This window comes from Streptomyces sp. NPDC096048 (genome assembly GCF_044763415.1).
Classification (GTDB): Bacteria; Actinomycetota; Actinomycetes; order Streptomycetales; family Streptomycetaceae; genus Streptomyces.
On record NZ_JBIWGG010000008.1, the window covers coordinates 419894 to 443653 of the forward strand.

The 23760-nt window shown below is 72.0% G+C and carries 24 protein-coding genes and 4 pseudogenes; 12 read left to right on the top strand and 16 right to left on the bottom strand.

Going from position 1 to position 23760, the window contains the following annotated elements:
* Positions 1-104 precede the first annotated feature (104 nt).
* Both ACIQ6R_RS24175 and ACIQ6R_RS24180 read right to left on the bottom strand, forming a co-directional pair.
* On the bottom strand, positions 105-1550 hold the full coding sequence (locus ACIQ6R_RS24175) for a hypothetical protein (RefSeq protein ID WP_404223301.1): 1446 nt from the start codon (positions 1548-1550) through the stop codon (positions 105-107).
* A gap of 126 nt (positions 1551-1676) precedes the next feature.
* Positions 1677-1928 (bottom strand): helix-turn-helix domain-containing protein, encoded by a 252-nt coding sequence (locus ACIQ6R_RS24180; RefSeq protein WP_404171591.1) that lies wholly within the window; start codon positions 1926-1928, stop codon positions 1677-1679.
* Between the two features lie 77 nt (positions 1929-2005).
* Between ACIQ6R_RS24180 and map the strand changes: the two genes are divergently transcribed.
* Both map and ACIQ6R_RS24190 read left to right on the top strand, forming a co-directional pair.
* The gene (map, locus tag ACIQ6R_RS24185; protein ID WP_404171594.1) at positions 2006-2782 is read left to right on the top strand and encodes a type I methionyl aminopeptidase; all 777 of its coding nucleotides are present in this window, start codon (positions 2006-2008) and stop codon (positions 2780-2782) included.
* 131 nt (positions 2783-2913) lie between these two features.
* On the top strand, positions 2914-5442 hold the full coding sequence (locus ACIQ6R_RS24190) for an ATP-dependent Clp protease ATP-binding subunit (RefSeq protein ID WP_404223304.1): 2529 nt from the start codon (positions 2914-2916) through the stop codon (positions 5440-5442).
* 6 nt (positions 5443-5448) lie between these two features.
* Here the strand turns inward: ACIQ6R_RS24190 and ggt are convergent, their stop codons facing one another.
* Positions 5449-7251: a gamma-glutamyltransferase gene (ggt, locus tag ACIQ6R_RS24195; RefSeq protein WP_404223306.1), complete on the bottom strand. Its 1803-nt coding sequence runs from the start codon at positions 7249-7251 to the stop codon at positions 5449-5451.
* A 473-nt stretch (positions 7252-7724) separates the two neighbouring features.
* On the opposite strand from ggt, the gene ACIQ6R_RS24200 reads away from it, so the two are divergent.
* Positions 7725-8213 carry a hypothetical protein gene (locus ACIQ6R_RS24200; protein ID WP_404223438.1) on the top strand — a complete coding sequence of 163 codons (489 nt, stop codon included), beginning with the start codon at positions 7725-7727 and terminating at the stop codon, positions 8211-8213.
* The gene (locus tag ACIQ6R_RS24205) at positions 8210-8611 is read left to right on the top strand and encodes a DUF3224 domain-containing protein (RefSeq protein WP_404223308.1); all 402 of its coding nucleotides are present in this window, start codon (positions 8210-8212) and stop codon (positions 8609-8611) included. The genes ACIQ6R_RS24200 and ACIQ6R_RS24205 overlap by 4 nt, the downstream gene beginning before the upstream one ends.
* Positions 8612-9278: 667 nt before the next feature.
* Here ACIQ6R_RS24205 and ACIQ6R_RS24210 read toward each other — a convergent pair.
* The 5 genes from ACIQ6R_RS24210 to ACIQ6R_RS24230 all read right to left on the bottom strand — a co-directional run bounded on the left by ACIQ6R_RS24210 (position 9279) and on the right by ACIQ6R_RS24230 (position 13285).
* Positions 9279-9686 (bottom strand): DUF6278 family protein, encoded by a 408-nt coding sequence (locus ACIQ6R_RS24210; RefSeq protein ID WP_404223310.1) that lies wholly within the window; start codon positions 9684-9686, stop codon positions 9279-9281.
* Positions 9687-9758: 72 nt separating this feature from the next.
* Complete coding sequence (locus ACIQ6R_RS24215) at positions 9759-10538, bottom strand: exodeoxyribonuclease III (protein WP_404223312.1); 780 nt, start codon at positions 10536-10538, stop codon at positions 9759-9761.
* Positions 10539-10603: 65 nt separating this feature from the next.
* On the bottom strand, positions 10604-11239 hold the full coding sequence (locus tag ACIQ6R_RS24220) for an MBL fold metallo-hydrolase (RefSeq protein WP_404223314.1): 636 nt from the start codon (positions 11237-11239) through the stop codon (positions 10604-10606).
* Between the two features lie 44 nt (positions 11240-11283).
* Entirely contained in the window at positions 11284-12654 is a 1371-nt protein-coding gene (gene pcaC / locus ACIQ6R_RS24225) for a 4-carboxymuconolactone decarboxylase (RefSeq protein WP_404223316.1), read from the bottom strand.
* A 13-nt stretch (positions 12655-12667) separates the two neighbouring features.
* Positions 12668-13285, bottom strand: a complete 618-nt coding sequence (locus ACIQ6R_RS24230) for a hypothetical protein (RefSeq protein WP_404223319.1) — start codon at positions 13283-13285, stop codon at positions 12668-12670.
* 369 nt (positions 13286-13654) lie between these two features.
* Here ACIQ6R_RS24230 and ACIQ6R_RS24235 point away from each other — a divergent pair, with 369 nt between their 5' ends.
* The 3 genes and pseudogenes from ACIQ6R_RS24235 to ACIQ6R_RS24245 all read left to right on the top strand — a co-directional run bounded on the left by ACIQ6R_RS24235 (position 13655) and on the right by ACIQ6R_RS24245 (position 15962).
* Positions 13655-13927: a LapA family protein gene (locus tag ACIQ6R_RS24235; RefSeq protein ID WP_404223320.1), complete on the top strand. Its 273-nt coding sequence runs from the start codon at positions 13655-13657 to the stop codon at positions 13925-13927.
* Between the two features lie 102 nt (positions 13928-14029).
* Positions 14030-14827, top strand: a pseudogene (locus ACIQ6R_RS24240) (MBL fold metallo-hydrolase); the annotation flags it as partial.
* A gap of 133 nt (positions 14828-14960) precedes the next feature.
* On the top strand, positions 14961-15962 hold the full coding sequence (locus ACIQ6R_RS24245; protein WP_404223322.1) for a DUF389 domain-containing protein: 1002 nt from the start codon (positions 14961-14963) through the stop codon (positions 15960-15962).
* A 158-nt stretch (positions 15963-16120) separates the two neighbouring features.
* Here ACIQ6R_RS24245 and ACIQ6R_RS24250 read toward each other — a convergent pair.
* The 5 genes and pseudogenes from ACIQ6R_RS24250 to ACIQ6R_RS24270 form a co-directional block, all read right to left on the bottom strand.
* Positions 16121-16443: pseudogene (locus tag ACIQ6R_RS24250) on the bottom strand (transposase); the annotation flags it as partial.
* Between the two features lie 228 nt (positions 16444-16671).
* Positions 16672-17103 carry a DUF3618 domain-containing protein gene (locus ACIQ6R_RS24255; protein ID WP_404223324.1) on the bottom strand — a complete coding sequence of 144 codons (432 nt, stop codon included), beginning with the start codon at positions 17101-17103 and terminating at the stop codon, positions 16672-16674.
* Positions 17100-17537 (bottom strand): phage holin family protein, encoded by a 438-nt coding sequence (locus ACIQ6R_RS24260; RefSeq protein ID WP_404223326.1) that lies wholly within the window; start codon positions 17535-17537, stop codon positions 17100-17102. The genes ACIQ6R_RS24255 and ACIQ6R_RS24260 overlap by 4 nt, the downstream gene beginning before the upstream one ends.
* Positions 17538-17622: 85 nt before the next feature.
* Positions 17623-18171, bottom strand: a complete 549-nt coding sequence (locus ACIQ6R_RS24265) for a phosphatase PAP2 family protein (RefSeq protein ID WP_404223328.1) — start codon at positions 18169-18171, stop codon at positions 17623-17625.
* 58 nt (positions 18172-18229) lie between these two features.
* Positions 18230-19318: a YihY/virulence factor BrkB family protein gene (locus ACIQ6R_RS24270; protein ID WP_404223330.1), complete on the bottom strand. Its 1089-nt coding sequence runs from the start codon at positions 19316-19318 to the stop codon at positions 18230-18232.
* A 166-nt stretch (positions 19319-19484) separates the two neighbouring features.
* Here ACIQ6R_RS24270 and ACIQ6R_RS24275 point away from each other — a divergent pair.
* From ACIQ6R_RS24275 to ACIQ6R_RS24290, 4 genes and pseudogenes are all read left to right on the top strand, one after another.
* Positions 19485-19749, top strand: a pseudogene (locus tag ACIQ6R_RS24275) (ZIP family zinc transporter); the annotation flags it as partial.
* A 230-nt stretch (positions 19750-19979) separates the two neighbouring features.
* Complete coding sequence (locus ACIQ6R_RS24280; RefSeq protein WP_404223332.1) at positions 19980-20549, top strand: hypothetical protein; 570 nt, start codon at positions 19980-19982, stop codon at positions 20547-20549.
* A 488-nt stretch (positions 20550-21037) separates the two neighbouring features.
* Positions 21038-21247, top strand: coding sequence for a hypothetical protein (locus ACIQ6R_RS24285; RefSeq protein ID WP_404223334.1), 210 nt, complete (start codon positions 21038-21040; stop codon positions 21245-21247).
* 151 nt (positions 21248-21398) lie between these two features.
* Positions 21399-21590, top strand: a pseudogene (locus ACIQ6R_RS24290) (hypothetical protein); the annotation flags it as partial.
* A gap of 86 nt (positions 21591-21676) precedes the next feature.
* Here ACIQ6R_RS24290 and ACIQ6R_RS24295 read toward each other — a convergent pair.
* Positions 21677-22243, bottom strand: a complete 567-nt coding sequence (locus ACIQ6R_RS24295; RefSeq protein WP_404223336.1) for a rhodanese-like domain-containing protein — start codon at positions 22241-22243, stop codon at positions 21677-21679.
* Positions 22244-22319: 76 nt separating this feature from the next.
* Between ACIQ6R_RS24295 and ACIQ6R_RS24300 the strand changes: the two genes are divergently transcribed.
* Positions 22320-22601: a metal-sensitive transcriptional regulator gene (locus tag ACIQ6R_RS24300; protein ID WP_018845516.1), complete on the top strand. Its 282-nt coding sequence runs from the start codon at positions 22320-22322 to the stop codon at positions 22599-22601.
* A gap of 41 nt (positions 22602-22642) precedes the next feature.
* On the opposite strand, the gene ACIQ6R_RS24305 is transcribed toward ACIQ6R_RS24300, so the two are convergent.
* Positions 22643-23392, bottom strand: coding sequence for a sulfite exporter TauE/SafE family protein (locus ACIQ6R_RS24305; protein WP_404223337.1), 750 nt, complete (start codon positions 23390-23392; stop codon positions 22643-22645).
* Positions 23389-23751, bottom strand: coding sequence for a rhodanese-like domain-containing protein (locus ACIQ6R_RS24310; RefSeq protein WP_404223339.1), 363 nt, complete (start codon positions 23749-23751; stop codon positions 23389-23391). Before ACIQ6R_RS24310 ends, ACIQ6R_RS24305 begins: the two co-directional genes overlap by 4 nt.
* Positions 23752-23760 lie beyond the last annotated feature (9 nt).

Here is a 23760-nt window from a genome sequence, read left to right on the forward strand (position 1 = left end):
GCCGGACGGGCTTGCCAAGACCATCGTCGCCAAGCCGTGGTGTCGATCGCGATTGGCACTCCTGTGGGTGAGTGGTGGGACCGGTGGGGTGGCTGAGGCGTGTCTCAACTCGCGAACCCGGCGACGCGGAGGGCGTGGACGAGGTCCCGGTGGCGTTCGTCGGAGATTCCGCGGGCCGCCGCCAGCAACAGCGGTACGAGGACCGGCGGGGCGGGTTCGGCGCTGCGGGCGGCCTCTTCCGGGGAGCGCGCGCGGACGCAGGCGTCGAGGAGCGCGCGGCCCTCGCGGTGCCGGCCCTCGGCGACCAGGGCGAGGACGGCCGCGCCGATCTCGGCGGCGGGACGTACCACGCCCTGCCGCAGGATCCGCTCCCCGTCGGCGCCGCGTCCGGCCGCGGCCAGGGCGTCGGCGGCGGCGACCAGGTTCTCGGCGGGCAGGGAGGCGGTCTCCCACAGCAGGGTCGTCCAGTCGGCGCCGAGTCCGGCCTGTTCCAGCCGGGCGGCGAGCAGCGGGAAGCGGGCGGCGGACCCGCGCGCGGCCTCGGCCAGCAGGGCGTGCGCCTCCCCACCGCGCCCCTCGGCGCGCAGCCGCGTCAGCGCCTCCACGAGGCGGCCTGCCGCTGTCCGGTCCGCCTCCACCGCGGTCGGCGGCTCGGGCCGTGGTGCCGGCCGCTCCACCGTCTCCGCGGTACCGGCGAATCGCGCGCCGCGCGGAGCGCGTTTCGCCGCCGGGACGGCGAGAGGGCTCGGCAGGTGGTCCGGCGCTACGGAGGCGGGGGCCGCGTCCTCCTCGACGACCCCGGCGAAACGCGCACCGCCCCGGCGGCGTCCGCGGGGCCCCGCGCCCCCGGCACCGGCCTTCCCGCGCGGCGGCTCCGCCGTCCCGCGCGTGGGGCCCGCCGTCCCGCGCGTGGGGCCCACCCGCTCGGGTCCCTCGGGCACGGCCCCTCCCCCAGCGGCCTGCACCCCGCTCTCCCTGGCCATGGCGCCAGGCGCGCGGCTCCCGGCCCCCGTCCCGGTCTCCCCCCGCCGGACGGTCTCCGTGCGGCGGTCCAGCTCCGTCATCCGGGCCCGGATCTCGGCGCACCGGGCCGTTGCCCGCGCGTGGTCGTCGCGGGCCCAGGCCAGGTCGAGGCGGAGGGTGTCGGCCGCCTCCCGGTCGGTGGCCGAGGTGAGCAGGCGGCCCAGTTCCACCTGGCGGTCGGCGGCGTACCGCTGCTCGCGGAGCATGACGTCGAGCCGGTCACCGAGGGCGTCGCGGGCGCCGGGGAGGGAGTCGTACGCGGTGAGCGCGGCGGCGTGGAGGGCACGGGCGCGGTCCGTCTCCGTCGTGGCGGCGGGGGCGCCGTACCGGCCGGCGAAGTCCTGGAGCAGGGCCTCCACCACGTCCCAGGGCGGCACCTCGCGTCCGTCGAGACAGGCCCGCATGCCGTCGGGGTCGCGCTGCCGGAACACCCCGCACCAGCCGCCCTCCTGGTCCAGGAGCGTCAGCAGGTCGGTCAGGTACCGGGCGAACCGCCTTACCCGACCCGGCAGTTGTTCCACGGCCATCGCACGACTCCCGCCCCGCTGGAGGACACCGGTCCGGTCCATCCGGTCCATCCGGTCACGTAGGGAACACCAGTCGTGTTACGACGCCGCTACAGGGAGTTTTCGAGGAGTGTCGTCACACCACTCTCACACCGCCGTCAGTGCGCACCGCCCCGCCAGCTCGTCCATGGACAGCCCCAGCGCACGGGCCAGCGCGGACACCGTGAAGAACGCCGGGGTCGGGGCGCGGCCGGTCTCGATCTTGCGCAGGGTCTCGGCGGAGACGCCCGCCTCGGCCGCGACCTCCGTCATGCTCCGCTCGCCGCGGGCCGCACGCAGCAGCCGGCCGAGCTGCTCGCCGCGTTCACGCTCTTCGGGGGTCAGGGGTGTGCGTACCATGCCGTCATTCTAATACCGGTTTCCCGTACCGGCCGGGTCGAGTCGAAGCCAATTCAAATACCGGTATAGTAATTGGCATGGTGGAACTGAAGACAGACACGTCGATCGATGCCATGTACGAGGCCGGCCAGGTCGTCGCGCGCGCCCTGACCGCCGTACGGCAGGCCGCGGACGTGGGGGTGTCCCTGCTGGAGCTGGACGCGGTGGCGCACGAGGTACTGCGGGAGGCGGGGGCGGCGTCGCCGTTCCTCGGCTACCGGCCCTCCTTCGCCCCGACGCCCTTCCCGGCCGTCATCTGCGCGTCGGTGAACGACGCGATCGTGCACGGCGTCCCGGACGGCTACCGGTTGCGCGACGGCGACCTCGTCTCCATCGACTGCGGCGCGATCCTGGAAGGCTGGGCCGGCGACTCGGCGGTCAGCTTCACCGTGGGCGCCCCTCGGGCGGCGGACGTGACCCTGATCGAGACCGCCGAGCGGGCCCTCGCGGCGGGCATCGACGCGGCCGTCGTCGGCAACCGCATCGGCGACATCGCGCACGCCATCGGCTCGGTGTGCCGAGGGGGCGGCTACGGAATCATGGAGGACTTCGGCGGCCACGGCATCGGCCGGCGCATGCACGAGGACCCCGGGGTCCCCAACGAGGGCCGGCCGGGACGCGGACTGCCGCTGCGCCACGGCATGGTCATCGCCATCGAGCCCATGCTGATCGGCGGCGGCCGGGACGACTACCACTGCGCACCGGACGGCTGGACCCTGCGCACGAACGACGGCTCCCGGGCGGCCCACGTGGAGCACACGGTCGCCGTCACGGACGCCGGACCGCGGGTCCTGACCTCGCGGGACGGCCTCTGAGACGGGCCGGGGCCCGGGGTCGCCGCACATGCCCGCAGGAACAGAACGTGTCATGTTGGGCATGAGCGCACGCCGCCCGGGTTACCCGGCCCCGGCACGTCGATCAGCGAAGCAGCGGAGGACCGGAAACGATGAGCAGCGGCTTCATGGGCCCGGAGGGTGACCCGTTCGCGGAATTCCTGGCACGCTTCTTCGGCGGGCCCAGGCCGAGGCAGATCGACATCGGCCGGCTGCTCAGCCAGCCCGCGCGGGAGCTGGTGCGCGGCGCGGCCCAGTACGCCGCGGAGCACGGCAGCCGGGACCTGGACACCGAGCACCTGCTGCGGGCCGCGCTCGCCACCGAGCCGACCCGGGGCCTGCTCAGCCGGGCCGGTGCCGACCCCGACGCGATGGCGTCGCAGATCGACGAGCGGACCGGCCCGGTGCAGCATCCGCCGGGCGAGGTCCCGCCGCCGACCTCGCTCTCCCTGACCCCGGCCGTCAAGCGCGCCCTGCTGGACGCGCACGAGCTGGCCCGGTCGACCGGCACCGGGTACATCGGCCCGGAGCACGTGCTCAGCGCCCTGGCCGCCAACCCCGACTCGGCCGCCGGGCACATCCTGAACGCGGCCCGGTTCGCCCCCTCGGGTCTGCCGACGGAGCCGCCGGACGCCGCGAAGGGCCGTACCGAGGGTCCCCGGTCGACGAACACGCCCACCCTGGACAAGTACGGCCGCGACCTCACCGACCTGGCCCAGCAGGGCCGGATCGATCCGGTGATCGGCCGCGAGGAGGAGATCGAGCAGACCGTGGAGGTGCTCTCCCGCCGCGGCAAGAACAACCCGGTGCTGATCGGTGACGCGGGCGTCGGCAAGACCGCGGTGGTGGAAGGGCTGGCCCAGCGGATCACCGACGGCGACGTGCCCGACGTTCTGATCGGACGCCGGGTGGTCGCGCTGGACCTGACCGGCGTGGTCGCCGGCACCCGCTACCGGGGCGACTTCGAGGAGCGGATGAACAACATCGTGGGCGAGATCCGCGCCCACTCCGACCAGCTGATCATCTTCATCGACGAGCTGCACACCGTCGTCGGCGCGGGCGGTGGCGGCGAGGGCGGCTCGATGGACGCCGGGAACATCCTCAAGCCGGCCCTGGCCCGCGGGGAGCTGCACATCGTGGGCGCCACCACGCTGGAGGAGTACCGCCGGATCGAGAAGGACGCGGCCCTCGCCCGCCGCTTCCAGCCCATCCTGGTGCCCGAGCCCACCACCGCGGACGCGATCGAGATCCTGCGCGGCCTGCGCGACCGCTACGAGGCCCACCACCAGGTCCGCTACACCGACGAGGCGCTGGTGGCGGCCGTGGAGATGTCCGACCGCTACCTCACCGACCGCCGGCTGCCGGACAAGGCCATCGACCTGATCGACCAGGCCGGCGCCCGGGTGCGGCTGCGGGCCCGCACCAAGGGCACGGACGTACGCGCCATGGAGCGCGAGGTGGACCAGCTGATCCGGGACAAGGACCAGGCGGTCACCGACGAGCGGTACGAGCAGGCCACGCAGCTGCGGGACCGGATCACCGAGCTGAAGCAGCGGATCACCGAGGCCGACGGCGGCGGCGAGGCCGACGAGGGCCTGAACCTGGTGGTGGGCACCGAGTCCATCGCCGAGGTGGTGTCCCGGCAGACCGGCATCCCGGTCAGCAGCCTCACCCAGGAGGAGAAGGACCGCCTGCTGGGCCTGGAGTCCCACCTGCACGAGCGGGTCGTCGGCCAGGACGAGGCCGTACGGGTCGTCTCCGACGCCGTACTGCGCTCCCGCGCCGGGCTCTCCAGCCCCGACCGGCCCATCGGCAGCTTCCTCTTCCTCGGCCCGACCGGCGTCGGCAAGACCGAGCTGGCGCGGGCGCTGGCGGAGGCGCTGTTCGGCAGCGAGGACCGTATGGTCCGGCTCGACATGAGCGAGTACCAGGAACGCCACACGGTCAGCCGCCTGGTCGGGGCCCCGCCCGGCTACGTCGGGCACGAGGAGGCCGGCCAGCTCACCGAGGTGGTGCGCCGGCATCCGTACTCGCTGCTCCTGCTCGACGAGGTGGAGAAGGCGCACCCGGACGTCTTCAACATCCTGCTCCAGGTGCTGGACGACGGGCGGCTGACCGACTCGCAGGGCCGGACGGTGGACTTCTCCAACACGGTCGTCGTGATGACCAGCAACCTGGGCTCCGACGTGATCACCCGGCGCGGTGCGGGCATCGGCTTCGGTCCCGGTGGTTCGGAGGCGGACGAGGAGGCCCGGCGCGAGCAGGTGCTGCGCCCGCTGCGCGAGCACTTCCGGCCCGAGTTCCTCAACCGCATCGACGAGATCGTCGTCTTCCGCCAGCTCAGCGGCGAGCAGCTGCGGCAGATCACCAGCCTGCTCCTCGAGCAGACCCGCCGGATGGTGCACGCGCAGGGCATCACCGCCGAGTTCACCGACGCGGCCGTGGACTGGCTCGCCGAACGCGGCTACCAGCCCGAGTACGGCGCCCGCCCGCTGCGCCGCACCATCCAGCGCGAGGTGGACAACGAGCTGTCCCGCCTGCTGCTGGACGGCCGCATCGCGGACGGCGGCCGGGTGACGGTCGACGTCGAGGACGGGCGGCTGGCGTTCCGGACACCCGAACGGCCCGTCCCCGAGCTGTGACCCGCGCTACCTGACGGGCCTGACCACCATCGCCGAGCCGCCGCCGCGCCGTTCCTTCTCGGCGGCGGCCAGCCACCTGCCGTTCGGCAGCCGCTGCACGCCGGTCGCCGCGCCGATCTCGGGGGTGCGTTTGAACGAGTGCCCGAGGGCTTCCAGCTCCGCCCGAACGCCGCTGTCGTAGAGGCCCGGTTCGAGTTCCGTCCGCTCGGCGTTGCGCTGGCTGGCGCGCGGGGCGGCGATCGCGTCGACGAGCGGGAGGCCGCGGTCGATGACGCCGGTGAGTGCCTGGAGCACGGTGGTGATGATGGTCGCGCCGCCGGGCGAACCGACCGCGACGACCGGTTCGTGGTGCTGGTCGAGCACGATCGTCGGCGCGATCGACGACCGCGGGCGCTTGCCGGGTCCCGGCAGGTTCGGGTCGTGGACGGCAGGGTTGGCCGGGGCGAAGGAGAAGTCCGTCAGCTCGTTGTTGAGCAGGAAGCCGCGGCCGGGCACGGTGATGCCGCTGCCGCCGGTCTGCTCGATGGTGAGCGTGTAGGCGACGACGTTCCCCCACTTGTCGGCCACCGTCAGGTGCGTGGTGCTCTCCCCCTCGTACGTCGTCGGCGCCGCCGTGCCGCCGCGCGCGCAGGGGGCGGGGTGCCGCGGGTCGCCGGGCGCGAGGGGGCTGGTGAGCACCGCGTCGTCCTTGATGAGGCACTCGCGCGCGTCGGCGTACCGCTGGGACAGCAGCTCCTTCGTCGGTACGTCCTCGAAGGCCGGGTCGCCGACCCAGCGCCCCCGGTCGGCGAAGGCGATGCGGCTCGCCTCGATGAAGCGGTGCAGGTATCGGGCCTTGCTCGCCCGGGAGAGGTCGGTGCGCTCCAGGATGTTGAGGGCCTCGCCGACCGTGGTGCCGCCGGAGGAGGAGGGTGCGATGGAGTAGACGTTCAGGCCGCGGTACGAGGTCCTGGTGGGCGCCTGGAGCTTGGTCCCGTAGGCCGCGAGGTCCTTGGCGGACAGGTCGCCGGGGCGGGCGTTCCAGCCGGAGTCGGGGTCGACCGGCGGCTTGTTGACGGTGGCGACGATGTCCTCGCCGAGTTCGCCGTGGTAGAGCGCGCCGACGCCCTCGCGGCCCAGTTCCTTGTAGGTGCGCGCCAGGTCCGGGTTCTTGAAGGTGGAGCCGACGACCGGGAGTTCGCCGCCCGGCAGGAACAACTCGGTGGTGTCCGGGAAGTAGCGGAACCGCTGTTCATTGGCGGCGGTCTGGGAGCGGAAGGTGTCGTCGACGGTGAAGCCGTGCCGGGCCAGGTGCTCGGCGGGCTTGAGCACGGAGCCGAGCTTCCGGCTGCCCCACTTGTCGAGAGCGGTCTGCCAGGTGGCGGGGGTGCCCGGGGTGCCGACGGCGAGGCCGCTGCTGACGGCGTCGGCGAAGGGGATCGGCTCGCCGTTCTCCGTGAAGAGGTTCTCGTCGGCGCTCAGCGGCGCGGTCTCACGGCCGTCGATGGTGCGCACCGTACGGGACTCGGCGTCGTAGTAGACCAGGTAGCCGCCTCCGCCGATGCCGGCGGAGTAGGGCTCGGTGACCCCCAGGGCGGCCGCGGTGGCGACGGCGGCGTCGACGGCGTTGCCGCCCTTGCGCAGGATCTCGATGCCGGCGGCGGAGGCGTCCGGGTCGACGCTGGCGACCGCGCCGCCGTAGCCGACTGCGACGGGGGTCTTCGGGGCGGTGGGTCTGCTCTGGGCGGTGGGTGGGGCCGCCGCCCCCACCGACACCACGGCGGCCGAGACCGCCAGAACCGTCAGTTTCCGTGTCACAGGGCGACGCATCCGCACCTCCAGGGAAGGGCCGTTCGGGCAGCTTAGTTGATCGCCATGGTCGCGTCAGGAGCCCATCGGGAGCGCATGCACCGCGGCCCGTCGAACTCCGGCACCCGACGCCCGCTGGCATGCGAGCGTACGGAGTTCTGCGTGTGGGCGGTCCCGGGACGAAGGGTCGTCGGCCTTCATGGCCGCTTCGTGGCTGTGCGGGCTGTGCGGGCTGTGCGGGCTGAGCGGGCTGAGCGGGCTGAGCGGGCTGTGCGGGCTGTGCGGGCTGTGCCCGAGCTGATCGCCCTGCGCGGTCTTCAGGGCTCGTTCGGCGGGCTGCTGCTGTCCAACTGCCTCACCACGCTGGGCGAGATCTATCCGCCGGACAGCCGCGGCAAAGTGCAGGGCATCGCCGGTTCGCTGTTCGGGCTCAGTTCGGCCCGCCGCTCGGCGGCTGGATCACCGACGGCCTGGACTGGCGCTGGATCTTCTACATCAACGTGCCGGTCGGCCTCGTGTCCCTTCTCCTCGTCGCCGCGGCGCGCGCTGCCCGTGATCCACACGGACGCGGCGTGGCGGGACATCGACTTCCTGGGGGCCCTGGTCCTGGCCTGCGGAGTGGTTCCCCTGCTCCTGGGCCTGTCCTGGGCCGGCGAGGGGCACGGCTGGGACGAGCCGCTCGTCTGGGGACCCCTGCTGGCCGGGGTGGTCCTGCTCGCGGTCTTCGGCCGCGTGGAGTCGGCCGCCACCCATCCGATCATCCCGTTCGGACTGTTCCGCAACCGCACCTTCACGTTGATGATCACGACGGCGTCCCTGGCGTTGCAGGAGGTTCCGCTGCGGAGCGCCCCGCAGCCGCCCAAGCTCTCCGGCGCCGACGCTTCCCGTTCAGCGGACAAGTCCACATGACCTGGCTCCAGTTGCCCTGGCAACATGCCAGACGCACACGCCGTAAGCGAACACAGTTCGGGAGTAGAGAATGAGCAACGCATCCGGTCAGTTCGACAACAAGAGCTGGGACGAGAAGCCGCTGACGCCGGAGGGTGTCAGTCCCAAGCTGCACCGGGCCGAGGTGGGCAACGCCTACCGGGGTGACATGGAGACCGAGGTGAGCACGGTCGAGTACCTGCTGGTCTACCCCGAACAGGAGGGCACCCCGGTCACGTTCCTCGGCCTTGAGCACATCACCACGACGCTGGGCGGGCGCAGCGGCAGCTTCGTGCTCCGTCACGAGGGGACGTTCGCCGACGGAACGGTCAAGGCCGACCTGACCGTGGTGGCCGGCTCGGGCAGCGGCGAGCTGGCGGGCCTGACTGGCACTGGCCGTTTCGAGATGCACATGGGCCAGCCGGCCGAATGGTCCCTCGACTACGACGTGTGATCGCCTGACCTGCCGGATCCGGCCCTCACCGCCCTGGATCCGGCAGGCCTGCCGAGATCGTCGGTGGGAACGCACCACTGGCGTCGGCGCGGGGAGAACGGGAAAGAGATGCCCCAGCCCGAGCCGTCCTCGGCAGCTCGTGTCGTGGGGTGAGCGGCCCCCGGGTGGCGTCGCCGTCTTGCGCCCGGCCGCCGAGGAGACACCGTGCCGGGGGCCGAATCGCGGCGATGCTCATCTGGCGGCGCTCGGTGGAGGTCTCGCCGCGCGGCGGACCGCAGCACCGGCGATCAGGAGCGGAGAGTGGAAGCCGCGGGCCGGGAGAGCCTCCTCCAGGCCCAGCGTGGCGTCTGCGGCAGCGCCGACTCGGGGCGGCCCGGCAAGAGCTCATCGCCCGGGCGCCCCGGAGCAGCACCGACTACCCGCAACTCCCACCGCGCCCAGGCCCGGTGTGCAGCTGACCTTCTTCTCGCCTGCGGACGGCCCGTCCTGGTGTCCGATCCGCCGCGCGAGCAGTGATCTCCGGCTGCACCCTGCGTATGCCCCTGTGCGTTCGTGTGCGACCTGGCCACTGCAACGTATCGACACAGACGGCAGGTATGCCAACGACACGCACCTTTCGGGCATTAGCCCTATTTAAGGCGATCGTTGGACCAGAGGTTGAACGCCCTCACGCTTCCGCGACCTCGCCGTACAGCTGCGAGAGCTCGGGCACGCCGTCCGCCGCCCACGCGTGGCCGGACTCCACCACGTCGAACTCCCGGCCGGAGGCGAGCCGGACGACGGGCTGGCCGTCGGACCGGATGGACCAGGCGGCGCCGGGCACGGTGCGCACGATCACGGTGCCGAGGTACAGGCCGGCGTCGTTGCCGAGCCAGGCCAGGATCTCCTCGTCGCTCCGCCAGCGCGGCAGCACCTGGTCGAGCTGCTCCAGCGAGACCTCGGAGTCGTCGAGCCGGACCCCCTCCCGCAGGGCCTGGGAGCGCAGCAGATCACAGTCTGCGAGCAGGTCACCGATGCCCTCGGCGTCGTGAGCCCGGTGATCTTCGCGCCGCTTGCCCAGGAAGGGGAAGTTCATACCTCCAGACTGTCATTCGTACCGCCATGTGCACCACAGGGCACGCAGGAGCGGCGCGGGAGGCCGGGGCGCCTACACGTCCAGGTCCACCACGACCGGCGCGTGGTCGGAGGCGCCCTTGCCCTTGCGCTCCTCGCGGTCGACGTAGGAGTCGGTGACCGCCTTGGCGAAGGGCTCGTTGCCGTACACCAGGTCGATGCGCATGCCGCGGTTCTTGGGGAAGCAGAGCTGGCGGTAGTCCCAGTAGGTGAAGGGGTGGTCGTACTTCAGCGGGCGCGGGACCACGTCGGACAGGCCGGCGCCGCGCAGGGAGGCGAGGGCGGCACGCTCGGCGGGGGTGACGTGGGTGGAGCCCTCGAAGGCGGCACGGTCGTAGACGTCGTCGTCCGTCGGCGCGACGTTGTAATCGCCCATCACCGCGAACGGGCGGCTGCCGGCCGCGTCGCCCTCGACGGCCGCGCGGAGCGCCTCCAGCCACTGGAGCTTGTAGGCGTAGTGGGGGTGCTCCACCTCGCGGCCGTTGGGCACGTACACCGACCAGACGCGGACCGGGCCGCAGGTGGCGGAGATCGCGCGGGGCTCCTGCGCGCCGTCGTAGCCGGGGTCGCCGGGCAGGCCCTTGACCACGTCTTCCAGGCCCACGCGGGAGAGCACCGCCACGCCGTTCCACCGGCCGGTGGCGTGCACCGCCGCCTCGTAGCCCTTCTCGCGCAGCTCGTCGAAGGGGAACTGCTCCTCGGCGACCTTGGCCTCCTGGAGGCACAGCACGTCGGTGCCGCTGCTCTCCAGCCAGGCGAGGAGCCTCGGCAGGCGGGCGGTGATCGAGTTCACGTTCCAGGTCGCGATGCGCATGTCCCACAACCTACCGGGCGGGACCGACAACCCCGTCCCGCCCGGGATCGTCACCGGCCGGGGCCTCACACCCGCGCGGAGTCACCCGGGGTGAGCCGCAGGTGCTCGGCGCCACCCAGTTCGCCGATCTGGCGGTCGTAGATCGGTCGGGCGAGGTCGGTGAGGAGGGCGTCGTGGATGTCGTAGGCGCGCCGCGGCCTCACCTCGCGGACGTAGTCGATGACCTCCGCGATCTTGTTCCACGGCGCCATGACCGGGAGCATCAGCGTCTCCACCGGGTGGTCGGGGACGGTGAGGGCGTCGCCGGGGTGGAAGACCTTGCCGCCGTCGACGAGGAAGCCGACGTTGGTGACGCGGGGGATGTCCGGGTGGATCACCGCGTGCAGCTCTCCGTGGACCTGTACGTCGAAACCGGCGGCGGTGAAGGTGTCGCCGTGGCCGACGGTGTGGACGCGGCCCGGGAACGCCGCCGAGATCTTCTCCGCGACCGACTTCAGCGTCCAGATCTCGGCGCCCGGGTTGTTCTCCATCGCGGCGCGCAGCCGCGGCTCGTCGAAGTGGTCGGGGTGCTCGTGGGTGACGAGGACGGCGTCCGCGCCGAGGGCGGCGTCCTCCTCGCTGAATCCGCCGGGGTCCAGGACGAGCGTCCGCCCGTCCTTGTCGAGGCGGACGCAGGCGTGCGACTTCTTGGTGAGCTTCATGACTCCATCCTGCCGCCGCGGGCCGGCCCGCGGCCGGGCAGGACTCACTCGGGCGGCGTGGTCTCCTCCCGGATGACCTGCTGCGCCACCCGGAAGGCGCCGTTCGCGGCCGGTACGCCGCAGTAGACGGCCGCCTGGAGCAGTACTTCCTTGATCTCGCCCGGGGTGAGACCGTTGCGCAGGGCGGCCCGGAGGTGGGGCGCGAGTTCCTCCAGGTGGCCGCCGGCGACGAGGGCGGTGAGGGTGACGCAGCTGCGGGTGCGCCGGTCCAGACCGGGCCGGTCCCAGACCTCGCCCCACGCGTACCGGGTGAGGAGCTCCTGGAACTCCCCCGAGAACTCGTCCGCCTGCGCCAGCGCCTGGTCGACGTGCGCGTCGCCGAGCACTTCGCGGCGCACCTTGAGCCCCGCCTCGTACGGGTCGGGCCGCCCCTGCGCCGGGGCCTGCGGCGCTGCGGCGGCCGGGGCGATCTCGGCGATCGGCCCGGCCGGCTGCGGCGGCGGGGCCATGGCCGGCTGGACGGGGGCGGCCGAGGCCGCGAGGGCCGCGGGGGCGACGGGACCCGCGGGGGCGACGGGTGGGGTCACGTGGGCGGCCGGGACGGCGATCTGGCCCGTGGAGGCGTCGTGGCCGGTCTGCCAGGCGGTGGTGAAGTGCCGCACCAGCAGGTCGGTGACGGCCGCGGGCTGCTCGACCGGGACCAGGTGGGAGGCGCCGGGGACGACGGCGAGGCGGGCGTCCGGGATGCCGGCGACCAGGGTGCGGGCCTCGGCGGGTCCGGTGACCTGGTCGTCGGAGCCGACCAGGACCAGGGTCGGGACGCCGACCTGCCCGAGTTCGCCACGCACGTCGAACGCGGCGAGCGCTTCGCAGGCGGCGATGTAGCAGCCGGGGTCGGTGGTCCGCACCATCTGCACGGCCCACTCGGTGATCGCGGGCTGGGCGGCGGCGAACCCTCCCGTGAACCACCGCTCCGGCGAGCTGCGGGCGATGGGGTCCAGCCCGTTCGTACGGACGATCACGCCGCGCTGGCGGAACTCGTCGGCCGTACCGAAGCGCGGCGAGGCGGCGATCAGCGCGAGGGAGGCGAGGCGCTCGGGGTGGCGCAGGGCCAGTTCGATACCGACGGCACCGCCGAAGGCGCAGCCCGCGTAGCCGAAGCGCTGCACGCCGAGTCCGTCGAGTGTCGCCAGCAGACGCGTGGTGAGCTCGGCGACCGAGCCCGCCGGGTGCGCGGCGGCGCCGCCGTGTCCCGGCAGATCGAAGCGGAAGACCCGCCACTGCTGCGCCAGTTCGGGCACCTGCCGGTCCCACATGTGCCATGTGGTACCCAGTGAGGGGCCCAGGATCAGGACCGGGGCCTCTTCTGGCCCGTCAAAGCGGTATTGCAGGGTGTTCGACGGTGTCTCACTCACGCCCCGCACCCTCTCACGTCTCACAGACGCCCCTATAACGCGGGGGTGCTGGACACTGGTCTGACCAGGTTGAAGACCTCGCGGGCTGCGTATCGCTCGAGGCGTCGGATGATCTCCCGTCGGGTCTTGCCCTCCTGGGTGCGGCGTTCGTAGTACGCCTGGGTGCGCGGGTCGTGGCGCAGCGGGTGAAGACGATGCGGTGCAGGGCGGCGTTCCCCTGGCGGTCGCCGCCGTAGTTGAGCCGACGTGTGCGCCGTCGGCCGACACAGGCGCGCTCCCTTCGGCCCGGGGGGAACTCATTGCCGTCGCAGTCAGAGACCGTCGCGAACCAGGACGTGGCCCAGACGGTGAGACAGTCGGTCTCGTGGATCGTCTCGAACGGGTGGTCATTCCACGTCCCGTACGAGGTGACGTACACAGCCTCCCCCGGCTTCAGCCAGTAGTCCTGCCCGAACGGCTCGAGCCACAGCTGCAAATGCTCCTTGCCGTCGTTCTGCACCAGTAGCGGCACCGGGTTCCCCAACTGCTGGATCGCCTCGAAGCCAAGGTCCCCAGCCTGGGGCATGTTCGTCTTCAGCGGATCGATGATCCGGTCGATTTCCGCCCGCTGAACCGAGTCCTGTCCGTCCACATGATCATTGTGGCCCCGCCCCGCGGCGGAGAACAGCCCGGCCACCCACATCAAGGCTCGATCAAGTCGCCCCGCACAGTAGACAGCCCCAACTGCTCTACTCGTCAAGGAGACACGGCCACGCCCTGTGGCTCGGTGGCAGGCAGCATCCCGCAGCGGCAGTCGCCAGCTACGCCGACTGCCGAGGCGGTGCCTGCCCGACCGCGTCCCCCGTGAGCGCCTCCTCGTACCCGACCCGAGCGAGAGGGCCAGCCCCCGGGGAGCGCCGGCGGCCTGCTGGCGGGCCCCGTCCGGCTCGTGGTCCTGGCCATGCGCCGTTCGGAGCAGTCCGCGGCGCGTGCCGTGTGTCGCCGGTCCAGGTTGGTTGCCATGTGCGGACGAAAGACGCCTGGCGCGTCGGACGGGCCTCGTCGGCGGGCCGAGGTGAGCTGGCGGGACAGGTTCCCGCCGAGTCGATGGCTGGCGCTGGTACTGGTCGCGGTCGCGGTCGTACTGATCGTCGAGAACAACCGGCAGATCAGGATCCGGCTACTGGTCCCGGTCGTCACCATGCCTCTGTACCTGGCGCTGCTGATCATGTTCGGGCTCGGTGGTGTGTGCGGAGCCCTTCTGGTCAGCAACCGGCGCCGCAGCCGTCGGTGACCATGCCTGCCGGCAAGCCTTCAGCGCCTGGCGAAGGTGTCCCGAACGGCGGTGTGCGCCGGCTGTCACCGCGGCCTTGGCGGAGCGTTGAGGGGCTGTGTCATGAGCGAGCCCCACCGCCCGGAAGGAAGAATTCGCGATGGCCGGGAACAAGGACCCCGAGCCGCGGAACCCGACGTCGCCGCGCAGAACGCCGAGGTCCGTGAGCGCGATACCTTCGATGACACCCAGGATTTCGAGGACGTCGGCCGGGGGTTCGTGGGGACCGCCGAGGACACCGTGGTGCGTGACGGTGAGGGCCACGAGGTCTGGAACCTGACCGCGTACGACTTCCTGGACCGGGACTGCCCTGACACCGCCAATCCCAGTCTGTGGCGCCAGAGCCGCCTGGTGGCCCGGCACCGCCTGTTCGAGGTGGTCGAGGTGGTCGAGGTGGTCGAGGTGGTCGAGGTGGTCGAGGTGGTCGAGGTGGTCGAGGTGGTCGAGGGTATCTACCAGGTCCGGGGGTGCGACCTGTCGAACATGACGATCGTCGAGGGCGACCGCGGTGTTCTCGTGATCGGCCCCCTCATCAGCGCGGAGACGGCCGCGGCGGCCCTCGCGCTGTACCGGCGCCACCGTGGGGAGCGTCCGGTGACCGGCGTGCCGTACACGCACAGCCACGTCGACCATGTCGGCGGCGTCCGGGGCGTGGTGAGCCAGGAGGATGTCGACGGCGGGGTGCCGGTCATCGCCCTGGAGGGCTTCCTGGAGCACGCGGTCAGCGAGAACGTGTACGCCGGGACGGCCATGGGCCGCCGCGCCGCCCACAGGTATGGAGCCGCCCTACCCGCCGGTGAGCGCGGACGGATCGGTGCGGGGCTCGGGCAGAGCACCTCCACCGGCGCGGTCGGGCTGATCCTGACCCGCGGGCGCTCAGCAGCCGGCCCCGGGCGGAACCGGCCGGGGGACACTCGCGGACCACACCGCGACGCCGACCGGCCGGATCGTGTTGCTGCCCGGCGGAGGTCGCCCCGGTCCCGATACTGAGCACATGCCCGGCCAACTCCGCGCCAAAGTTCTGCCGGACCGGCAACGCCGGTCTCTGGACGACCTCCAGCAGGACCTCGATCTCTCGTCCGGGGACAGCCGGTCGAAGCAGTCGGCCTTCTGGACCATGCTCACGCTCTCCGCCGTCATCGCGGCGGGCGGCATCCTGACGGACTCCACCGCCACCGTCATCGGCGCGATGATCATCGCCCCGCTCTCCACCCCCATCATGGGCATCGCCCTCGGTGCCGTACAGCGCCGCCGCACCACCGCCGCCGCGTTCGTGGCCCTCGGGTGCCTGCTGGTGATCCTGGTCGGGGCGGTGGCCTCGCTGGTGGTGCCGCAGTCCTACGACCTGCTGACCAACAGCCAGGTCTCGGGCCGGACCTCACCGGGACTGCTCGACCTGATCTCCGCCCTGGCCACGGGCTTCGCCGGCGCCGTGGCACTGGCCCGCAAGGACGTCGCCGCGGTACTGCCGGGCGTGGCCATCGCGATCTCCCTCGTACCACCCCTCGTCGTCACCGGCGTCTGCGCCGGCCAGGCGGCATGGTGGCCGGCGCTGGGCGCCCTGGTTCTCTTCCTGTCCAACCTCTTCGCCCTCGTCTTCGCCGGCATGAGCGTCTTCACCGCCCTCGGCTACACCCACACCGCCGGACGGCACAGCCGTCACCGGCCACGCCGCGCCCACGTCATGCTCGGGCTGCTCTTCGCCGCCGTCCTGCTCCCCCTGGGCGCCAACACGGTCGTCACCGTACTGCTCAACACCTGGACCCTCAGAGCCGAGAGCGCCGCCGAGCGGTGGCTCTCGCACAGCCCCGGCGCGACGGTCACCAGCGTCGACGCACGCTCCCGCACCCTGTACATCCACGTGCGCAGTCCCAGCGACCTGCCCCCGATCGACGATCTGCTCAACAGCTTGGAGGGGCACCTCCCCGATGGCGTCCCCATCGTGGTCGACAGCACACGCGGCCAGCGGATCACGGCCGGCAAGGTCGGTGGATGAGGCCCTTCGGACGGCGTCTGTCATACCCGAGCAGCGGCCTCCGCCGAGGTTCTGTCGTCGAATGTCACGCCCTCATCACACGCCCACATCAGGAGTGATGCGAGGGTGACGGCTGCCTCGTAGGACTGGGCGGTCCTGTCCTAGCGGTCGAAGGCCGGCGGGCGGCCGCCGCGGCTGCCTCGCCGGGCCCGGTCGCGTGCCTGGTCGGTGCGCTCGGGGATCGTGCGCGGGATGCCGTGGCGGCGGAGCCAAGCGCGGATCGCCTTCGAGCTGTAGCCCTTGTCACCCAGGACGTGTTCGGGCCGGGTGCGGGGGCGTCCCGGGCCGGGCGGTGCACCCGGATCGCTTCCATCACAGGGGTGAACCGGGTGCAGTCGTTGGCGTTGCCGCCCGTGACGGCGAGGGCGAGCGGTCGGCCCCGGCCGTCGCAGGCCAGGTGGATCTTGCTGGTCAGACCGCCTCTGGACCGGCCGAGGGCCCTGCCAGGGCCTCTATGAGGTCGGTGGGGGGGCGGGGTCGTGCCGGTGGCGAGATGGCGCACGCCCTCGCCGGGCGGGGCCAGGGTGCGTCCTCGTCATGCCCGAGCATCTTCCACACCTGTTTGAACAGGCCCCCGTCAGCACACCACTGACGGCCCCGAGTGCCAGTCCGGCGGGCTTGTACGCCACCTTCGACGCCTTCGTCGCTGCCTTCCTTGCGGTCCTCGCGTCTACTGCCTCTTCTTGCGGCGCAGCAGCAGACAGGCGACGACCAGCACTGCTCCTGCGGCGATCAGCGGGGTGCGGTTGTCGCGTACCGGTTCGGGCGCCTGATCGTGCCACATCTGCTGGGCCTGCCCCGCCTTGGCCTTCGCCTGTTCCGCGGCTGCGGCGGCCTTCGCCTTGACCGGGTCGGGCAGCTTCTCCTCCACGAGGTGCGCGGCCTGGGCCGCCTTGGCCTTGACCTGCCCGGTCAGCTCCGCGGCCTTCGCCGACGCCTGATCCTTGGCCTGGGCCGCCTTCTCCTGGGCGCGAGCCTTGACGTCGGTCCTGTCGGCCAGGGCCTCGACCGTATCCCCCAGTTCATGGCGGGTGTGCTCGACCTGCTCGCGCAGCTCCTCGGGGCTGGCGGCGGTGGGCTCGTCATGGGGCGGCTGGGTCATCGCTTGGCACTCTCCTTGATCTCGGCCACGTCGGCCTTCACACTGTCGATGGTCTGCTCAGGGACCGGCGGGGCGGCCCGGGTGACTTCCTTCTTGCCCGTCAGCGCCAGCACACCCGTGACCACGCCGAGCACCGCGGTGACGATCAGGGCCGCCGCCCACACCGGCAACGGCACGGCGAGGGCGGCGATCGCCGTGGCGATGAGGGCCTGCAGCGTGAAGAAGCCGGCCAGACCGGCCCCGCCGAACAGGCCACCGCCCTTGCCGTAACGCTTGCCCTTCTCCGTCATCTCCGCCTGCGCCAGCCGCATCTCGGCACGCACCAGCTCGGTCAGCTGCTGCGACGCACGCTGCACCAGCTCCCCCACCGGCTCGCCACCCGAAGAGGAACGTGCGGTGTGGCTGCCGAAGTCGGGACGGCTTGTCTCAGCCATCGTCGTCACCCTTCTGCCGTACTGGCCACCCGAGTCCCACCGGAAGGTGCGGGAACACCTGCCCGGCAGCACTGACACACCACCTTCACAAGATCACCTTCCGTAGCAGGCGCGGCAGCCGGTGCACGGTCCATGCGACGATGCCGCCGAGAGCGGCGCCTGCGGCGACGTCGCTGGGATAGTGCGCGCCCGAATGCACGCGTTGCGCCGCCACCACCGCGGCCGGCACCGCGCACACCGTGCCGGCCGCCGGCCACACCGCCGCGACGGCTGCGGTGAACCCGGCAGCGGCCGCGGTGTGCCCGGACGGGAACGACGAGGAGTCGGGGCGGTCGTCGACGTCGTCGTGCGGAATGAACTCCTTGGGCGGACGCCGCCGCTCCCACACGGGCTTGACCACCGCGTTCGACAGGATCTCGGAGACCGCCATCGCGGACAGTCCCGTCAGCGCGGCCCGCTTGCCCCGCATACCGCCGACCGCTGCCATGACCAGCGCGGCGCCCCACCACAGCTTGGTCCGCTCCGCCGCTTCCTCCACCACCGGCACGCACCTGCGCACCCACCCGGGCCTCCATGCGGCCACCCGCCACAACAGGCCCCGCTCCACCCGGCACAACTCGGCTCCCACGTTCATGACCAGGCAAGTCACCCGTGTAGGCGGCGTCAATCCATGAGGCGTGGCAACCGCACGGTCACTGTCGGACTTCACGGCGATCCTGCTCGTCCCAGGCGCGAGTGTCGCGCGGCGGTACGTAGGGCTCCTCGTCGGGGTCCATGCCGCCGGCGATGGCACGCTGGCGGGCCATCTCCGCGTCGAACTCGAGGCCCAACAGGATCGCGATGTTGCTGACCCACAGCCACACCAGAAAGATGATCACCCCGGCCAACGTGCCGTAGGTCTTGTTGTAGGAGGAGAAGTTGGCCACGTAGAACGCGAATCCGGCCGACGCGAGCATCCAGATCACCAGCGCGATCACGCTGCCCGGGCTGACCCACCTGAAGCCGCGGCCCTTCACGTTCGGAGCCGCCCAGAACAGGATCGCGATCATCAAGATGACCAGGACCACCAGCACCGGCCACTTCGCGAACGACCACACCGTCAGCACGGTGTCCCCGATGCCCAGCGCGGATCCCACCTGCTCGGCGATGCCGCCGGTGAAGACCACGATCAGTGCACTGACCACGGCCAGGACCAACAGGACGACCGTCACCCCCACACGCACCGGAAGGACCTTCCACACCGGACGCCCCTCCGGTATGTCGTAGACGGCGTTGGCGGTACGGATGAACGCCGCGACATACCCGGAAGCCGACCACACCGCCAGCACGAGACCGACCACGGCCATCAACGAGCCGACCCCACCACGGCCCTGCAACTGCGTCACCGCGTCACTGATGATGTCCCTGGCCGAACCCGGCGCCAGCTTCCGCAAGTTCTGCAGGACCTGGTCGGTCGCCGACTTCCCCGCAAGGCCCAACAACGACACCAGCACCAGCAGCGCGGGAAACAGGGACAACACCCCGAAATAAGTCAGTGCCGCCGCACGGTCGGTGAGCTCATCGTCCTGGAACTCCTTCACCGTCCCCTTCAGCACCGCCCACCACGACCGCTTCCCCAACTCTGTGGGCTCCTCGGGTTCCCGCCGCTCCACCTCGGCGTCGGGGCCCGCCTTCGGTTCCGGCAGCACCGCCTCACCGTCTGCCGTCCCGTGCAACCTGCCCTCGTCCTTCCCTGATGTCCCTTCCATGAGATCGGGAGTTACCGCTTCTGATGTGAACATGCGCGCATCGCAGGTCTGCTTCGCAGCACCGCCTCGCCGTAGTGGTACGCCCGCCGGCACACACGGACCCTGACCGTTGGGGCGGTAGCGGCCCGGCCTCCTGCACCTCCCTCCACGTGCACGCTGGCACAGACATCCGGAAGAACACGGTGCCCGACTGCCGGTCAAGGCCGGCCGCGGCAAGGCGTACGTCTTCGGAGTGCGGGGCGCGATCGCCGCGGCGAGCACGCTCTCCGCCGTCGGTCGGCTGCACCGTGGTCGGCGGCTTCTCCCCCGCGGTGATCGCCGCCGTGACCGCGGTGGCCGCGGGCGCCGTTCTCGCCATGATCGCCGACACGGTGATCCCGGAGGCCTTCGAGGACGCCCACCTGGCCATCGGCCTGGTCACTGTCAGCGGCTTCCTCGTCTCCTTCGCCCTCTCCCACATCTGACGGCACCGGCGAGCTGCGGTCGCGACGCCTCCGGGAGACCGCCGCAACGATCCGGGAACCCGGCCGCCGGTTGCCCCGTCCCTCGGGGCCTTACAGGTCGACGCTGCCCGACCCGGGGAATCGTCTGGGTCAGCCGTGCTGGCGGTGACGGCGCGGTCCGGCGAGGGTGGGAAGGCACGCGGCACCTCGTCGCGAGCTCCCGCTGCCGGCCTGCCTGAAGGAGCACGATCATGTCCGGACGCCACACTCTCATCCGCAGCCTGCACGACGTGGGACTGGCCGCATGGTTCGGCGGCTCCCTGATGGGCGCCGTCGGACTCAACGGGGCGGCCGAACACGAGGGCTCCACCGTCGCCGCCCGGGCCCGGATCGCGTCCGTCGGCTGGGCGAAGTGGGTACCGGTCAACGCCGCCGCCATCGGCGCGCACCTGTACGGTGGCGGCGGCCTGCTCGCCGTGAACGCCCACCGGGTCAAGACCCAGCACGGCGTGGGCGCCTCCACCACCGCCAAAACCGTCGTCACCGCAGCGGCTCTGGCCGCCACCGCCTACGCCCGCGTCCTCGGCAAGAAGGTCGAACTGGCCTGTTCCTCCGACCCCGACGACAACCAGAAAGCGAACCAGCACCCCATCGACCTGCACAAGGCGCGGCGTCAGCTCGCGTGCGCGCAGTGGGCAGTGCCCGCCCTCACCGGATGCCTTGTCGTCCTCAACGCCCTCCACGGCGAGCAGCAGCGTCCCATGGAACAGATCCACGGCATGTGGGAACACGCCCGGTCCATGGCCCCGCTCGTCCGGTGAGGCCTCGCCCAGCGATGAGGCCCGCTGTCTGAGGCGGCTCGGCCTGCCCGCCCGCTGACAGCCACTCGGCGACGGCGAGCAGGTCGGAGTCGCCGTGCGGTTCCGTTACCGTGTGCCCGCGCGCCGCACGAGCAGGACCGAAGCCGCGGCTCGTACGACTACTCTCCTCGCCGGCAACCTCATTGCCGAGACCTGCGGGCCCGGCGGACGAAGACCTCCCCGAGGGTGCCGGTGAACATGCCCAGCCTTCCGATCAGAACGACGGCCAGGATCACGACCACGATATCGGCGGCACCCATGGCAGATCGCCCTCCTCGCGTGTGCGCTCCCTTCCAGGGTCCCGCGCGCCAGCCCGTACCAGGGAGGGGTTGACCGGCCCCAGCGGCGCGGACCACACGGCCCTGCACCGCACCGCTCAAGTCATGTGAGCACGGAGGTGAATGACCGGGCGGGCAGCGGGATCGCAGTCCAGTCCGGGTCACCGGGGGGTGATCGTGATGATGTTCTGGTTCGACCACGATGTCAGCGGCTGGGGCTGGTTCGCGATGTCGGTCGGCATGATCGCGTTCTGGGCTCTGATTGTCACCGCCGCCGTCCTGATCGCGGTTCTCGCCGGGATCGCCGTACAGCTCTTGGTGCTCGTCCACGCCGAGCGCCCGCCATGGCCTCGCCCCTGCGGCAGGAGGCCGCAGCCATGATGCCCGGAGTGGCATCGAGCAGAGCCCCGTGCTCCACCCCGGCCCGCCCACCCGGGCGCACGCCCTGCCCGGCTACGGTGCCACCAGCGTCCTGATCGACGCCGCCGTCACCCCGGGCTTGGACGAAACCGGCCCCCTGCTCATCGCTGTCATCTGCCACGGCAAGAAGGGCGCCCTCCACCAGGCGTACCGGGACGAGATGGAGGACTGGTTGGGGCACAGGAATCTGAACGTCCTGGACCGCTACAGCTTCCGCGCCCCCGTGCCGGCGGGCGGGGTTCTGCTCGCGCTACGCGCTCCGGACGCCGCCGGGCTCGATGACGAGGACGGTGCGCAGGACTGACCGTGTACGCCAGGACGGCCGTCCGCCCGCCTCCACCGAAGGCGCGTCGTGGCGCTGCGGGCGGTTCCCTCCCGGGCCTGGTGGCGTCAGCCGGTCAGAGCGGCGAGGGTGGCGTCCAGGTCGGTGGCTGTGGGCTGATTGTGGGGGAGTTTGGCGAGGATCTTGGCCATACCGCAGGTGTTGGTGAGGGCGGAGAAGACCAGGCCGCCGGCGACGCCCGCGGACAGCCAGCGGGCCGCGCTCCAGCGCTGTCCGGCAAGGAGGCCGGTCAGGACGAGGGATCCGGCGGCAAGGCGGACCTGGCGGTCCATGGCCCAAGGGGCGCGGGTGCCGGCGGGGCGGTGGATGTCGTGGCCGAGCTGCGTCCAGGCGGTGGTTCCGCCGGTGAGGGTGGCGGCGGTGATGCCGTGGTCGGCCAGGCGCCGGCTGGCGGTGGCAGAGCGGGCGCCGGAGGCGCACACGACGAGGAGGTCGCCCCGGTCGGCGGCGGTCTTCACGGCGGGCAGGGCCGTACCGAGGTGGTCGAGGGGGATGTTGTGAGCGCCGGGAAGGTGGCCGGAGGCGTATGCGCCGGGGGTGCGCACGTCGATGACGGTCAGCTCGTGGAGGCGGGCGTTGGCCTGGTCGGCGGTGAGGGCGTTGGTGGGTGTCACGGGGATTTTCCTTTGCTCGGTCGGGGTTACCCCTTCGGTAAGATACCCAAGGGGGTATCTCGAAGGAGTGTGGGTTGTGGAACTGGCGATGGCGGCTGAGGAACTGAAGACGGTGGTCAACCGGCTGCGCCGGGCGCAGGGCCAGATCGCCGGTGTGATCAAGATGATCGAGGAGGGGCGGGACTGCGAGGACGTGGTCACGCAGCTGGCCGCAGCGTCCCGCGCTCTGGACAAGGCGGGTTTCGCGATCATCGCCACGGGGTTGCAGCACTGTCTGACCGATGCGGACATGGCCGCTTCCGGGGACCGGGAGCAGATGCGTGCCCGTCTGGAGAAGCTGTTCCTTTCTCTGGCCTGAAGCCGTGGCGCCGTCGGTATCTGATCGGCCCGCCTGGTGTGTCAGGTGAGGGCGTCGATGAGCATGAAGGCGGCCACGGCCAGCAGCACGATGGCGAAGGTGCGCTGCAGTAGGGGGCCGGTGATCTTGGCGGCCAGGCGTTTGCCGTCCCAGGCGCCGAGGATCGCCGCCCCGGTGAAGGGGCCGATGACGGCCCAGTCGATGCCGGCGGTGGTGGCGCCTCGGGTGGCCAGGGAGGCTAGGGAGTTCGCCGAGATGACCAGCAGGCTGGTGCCGACGGCGGCCTGCATCTCGAAGGCCAGCACGGTGACCAGGGCGGGAACGGCGAGGAAGCCTCCGCCGACCCCGAGCAGCCCGGTCAGCGCACCCAGTCCCGCGCCGGTTCCGGCGGCTTTCGCCGGCCGCACCACAGGCGTCTGACCGGGGCTCGCCCGGCTGGGGCGCAGCATCTTCACGGCGGCGAGGGCGGCGATGGCGGCGAACGCGGCGGTCAGCACGGGCTGGGGCAGTCGGGAGGCGGCGGCTCCGGCCGCGGCGGCGGGCAGGATTCCGGCCGCAGCGAACAAGGCGCCGGCTTTCCAGCGGACGTCGCCGGTGCGGGCGTGGGCATACAGGGCGGTGAGCGAGGTGGCGGTGACGATGATCAGGCCGGCGGTGGTAGCGGCGGCCGGGGTGAAGCCGAGCAGGTAGATCAGCGCAGGCACCGCCAGGACGCTGCCGCCCCCGCCGAGCGCGCCGAGCGCGAGCCCGACCACGGCCCCAGCGATCAGGGCCAGGATCAGCGCGCTCACGCTACGACACCGCTGCCGCCGCCCCGACCGGTCATCGGCAGGCCCTCCCTGGCCCAGGCGGTCATGCCGCCGATGACGTCGGCGGCCTCGATGCCGCGTCCGGCCAGGAGCTTGGCGGCCTGCTGGGAGCGGTGACCGGAGCGGCAGATCGCCACCACCGGCCTGTCCTGCGTGGAGGCCGGGAGCGATGCCCCGGCCGTCAGGCGGGAAAGCGGCAGGTGCAGGGCGCCGGGCGCGTGCCCGGCCTGCCACTCCGGTGTTTCGCGGACATCCAGCAGCACGGCCTTGCCGTCGCTGGTGCGCTGGTGGGCCCGCTGGGGGGTGAGGCGGCCGGGGCCGCGGCGAAGAAGCGAGATCATCTTGGATCA

Excerpts from the sequence above, each read along its gene's own strand:
- ACIQ6R_RS24175 (WP_404223301.1), bottom strand. The coding sequence starts at position 1,550 with ATGGCCGTGGAACAACTGCCGGGTCGGGTAAGGCGGTTCGCCCGGTAC.
- ACIQ6R_RS24180 (WP_404171591.1), bottom strand. The coding sequence starts at position 1,928 with ATGGTACGCACACCCCTGACCCCCGAAGAGCGTGAACGCGGCGAGCAG.
- map (WP_404171594.1), top strand. The coding sequence starts at position 2,006 with ATGGTGGAACTGAAGACAGACACGTCGATCGATGCCATGTACGAGGCC.
- ACIQ6R_RS24190 (WP_404223304.1), top strand. The coding sequence starts at position 2,914 with ATGAGCAGCGGCTTCATGGGCCCGGAGGGTGACCCGTTCGCGGAATTC.
- ggt (WP_404223306.1), bottom strand. The coding sequence starts at position 7,251 with ATGCGTCGCCCTGTGACACGGAAACTGACGGTTCTGGCGGTCTCGGCC.
- ACIQ6R_RS24205 (WP_404223308.1), top strand. The coding sequence starts at position 8,210 with ATGAGCAACGCATCCGGTCAGTTCGACAACAAGAGCTGGGACGAGAAG.
- ACIQ6R_RS24210 (WP_404223310.1), bottom strand. The coding sequence starts at position 9,686 with ATGAACTTCCCCTTCCTGGGCAAGCGGCGCGAAGATCACCGGGCTCAC.
- ACIQ6R_RS24215 (WP_404223312.1), bottom strand. The coding sequence starts at position 10,538 with ATGCGCATCGCGACCTGGAACGTGAACTCGATCACCGCCCGCCTGCCG.
- ACIQ6R_RS24220 (WP_404223314.1), bottom strand. The coding sequence starts at position 11,239 with ATGAAGCTCACCAAGAAGTCGCACGCCTGCGTCCGCCTCGACAAGGAC.
- ACIQ6R_RS24235 (WP_404223320.1), top strand. The coding sequence starts at position 13,655 with ATGTGCGGACGAAAGACGCCTGGCGCGTCGGACGGGCCTCGTCGGCGG.
- ACIQ6R_RS24245 (WP_404223322.1), top strand. The coding sequence starts at position 14,961 with ATGCCCGGCCAACTCCGCGCCAAAGTTCTGCCGGACCGGCAACGCCGG.
- ACIQ6R_RS24255 (WP_404223324.1), bottom strand. The coding sequence starts at position 17,103 with ATGACCCAGCCGCCCCATGACGAGCCCACCGCCGCCAGCCCCGAGGAG.
- ACIQ6R_RS24260 (WP_404223326.1), bottom strand. The coding sequence starts at position 17,537 with ATGGCTGAGACAAGCCGTCCCGACTTCGGCAGCCACACCGCACGTTCC.
- ACIQ6R_RS24265 (WP_404223328.1), bottom strand. The coding sequence starts at position 18,171 with ATGAACGTGGGAGCCGAGTTGTGCCGGGTGGAGCGGGGCCTGTTGTGG.
- ACIQ6R_RS24270 (WP_404223330.1), bottom strand. The coding sequence starts at position 19,318 with ATGTTCACATCAGAAGCGGTAACTCCCGATCTCATGGAAGGGACATCA.
- ACIQ6R_RS24280 (WP_404223332.1), top strand. The coding sequence starts at position 19,980 with ATGTCCGGACGCCACACTCTCATCCGCAGCCTGCACGACGTGGGACTG.
- ACIQ6R_RS24310 (WP_404223339.1), bottom strand. The coding sequence starts at position 23,751 with ATGATCTCGCTTCTTCGCCGCGGCCCCGGCCGCCTCACCCCCCAGCGG.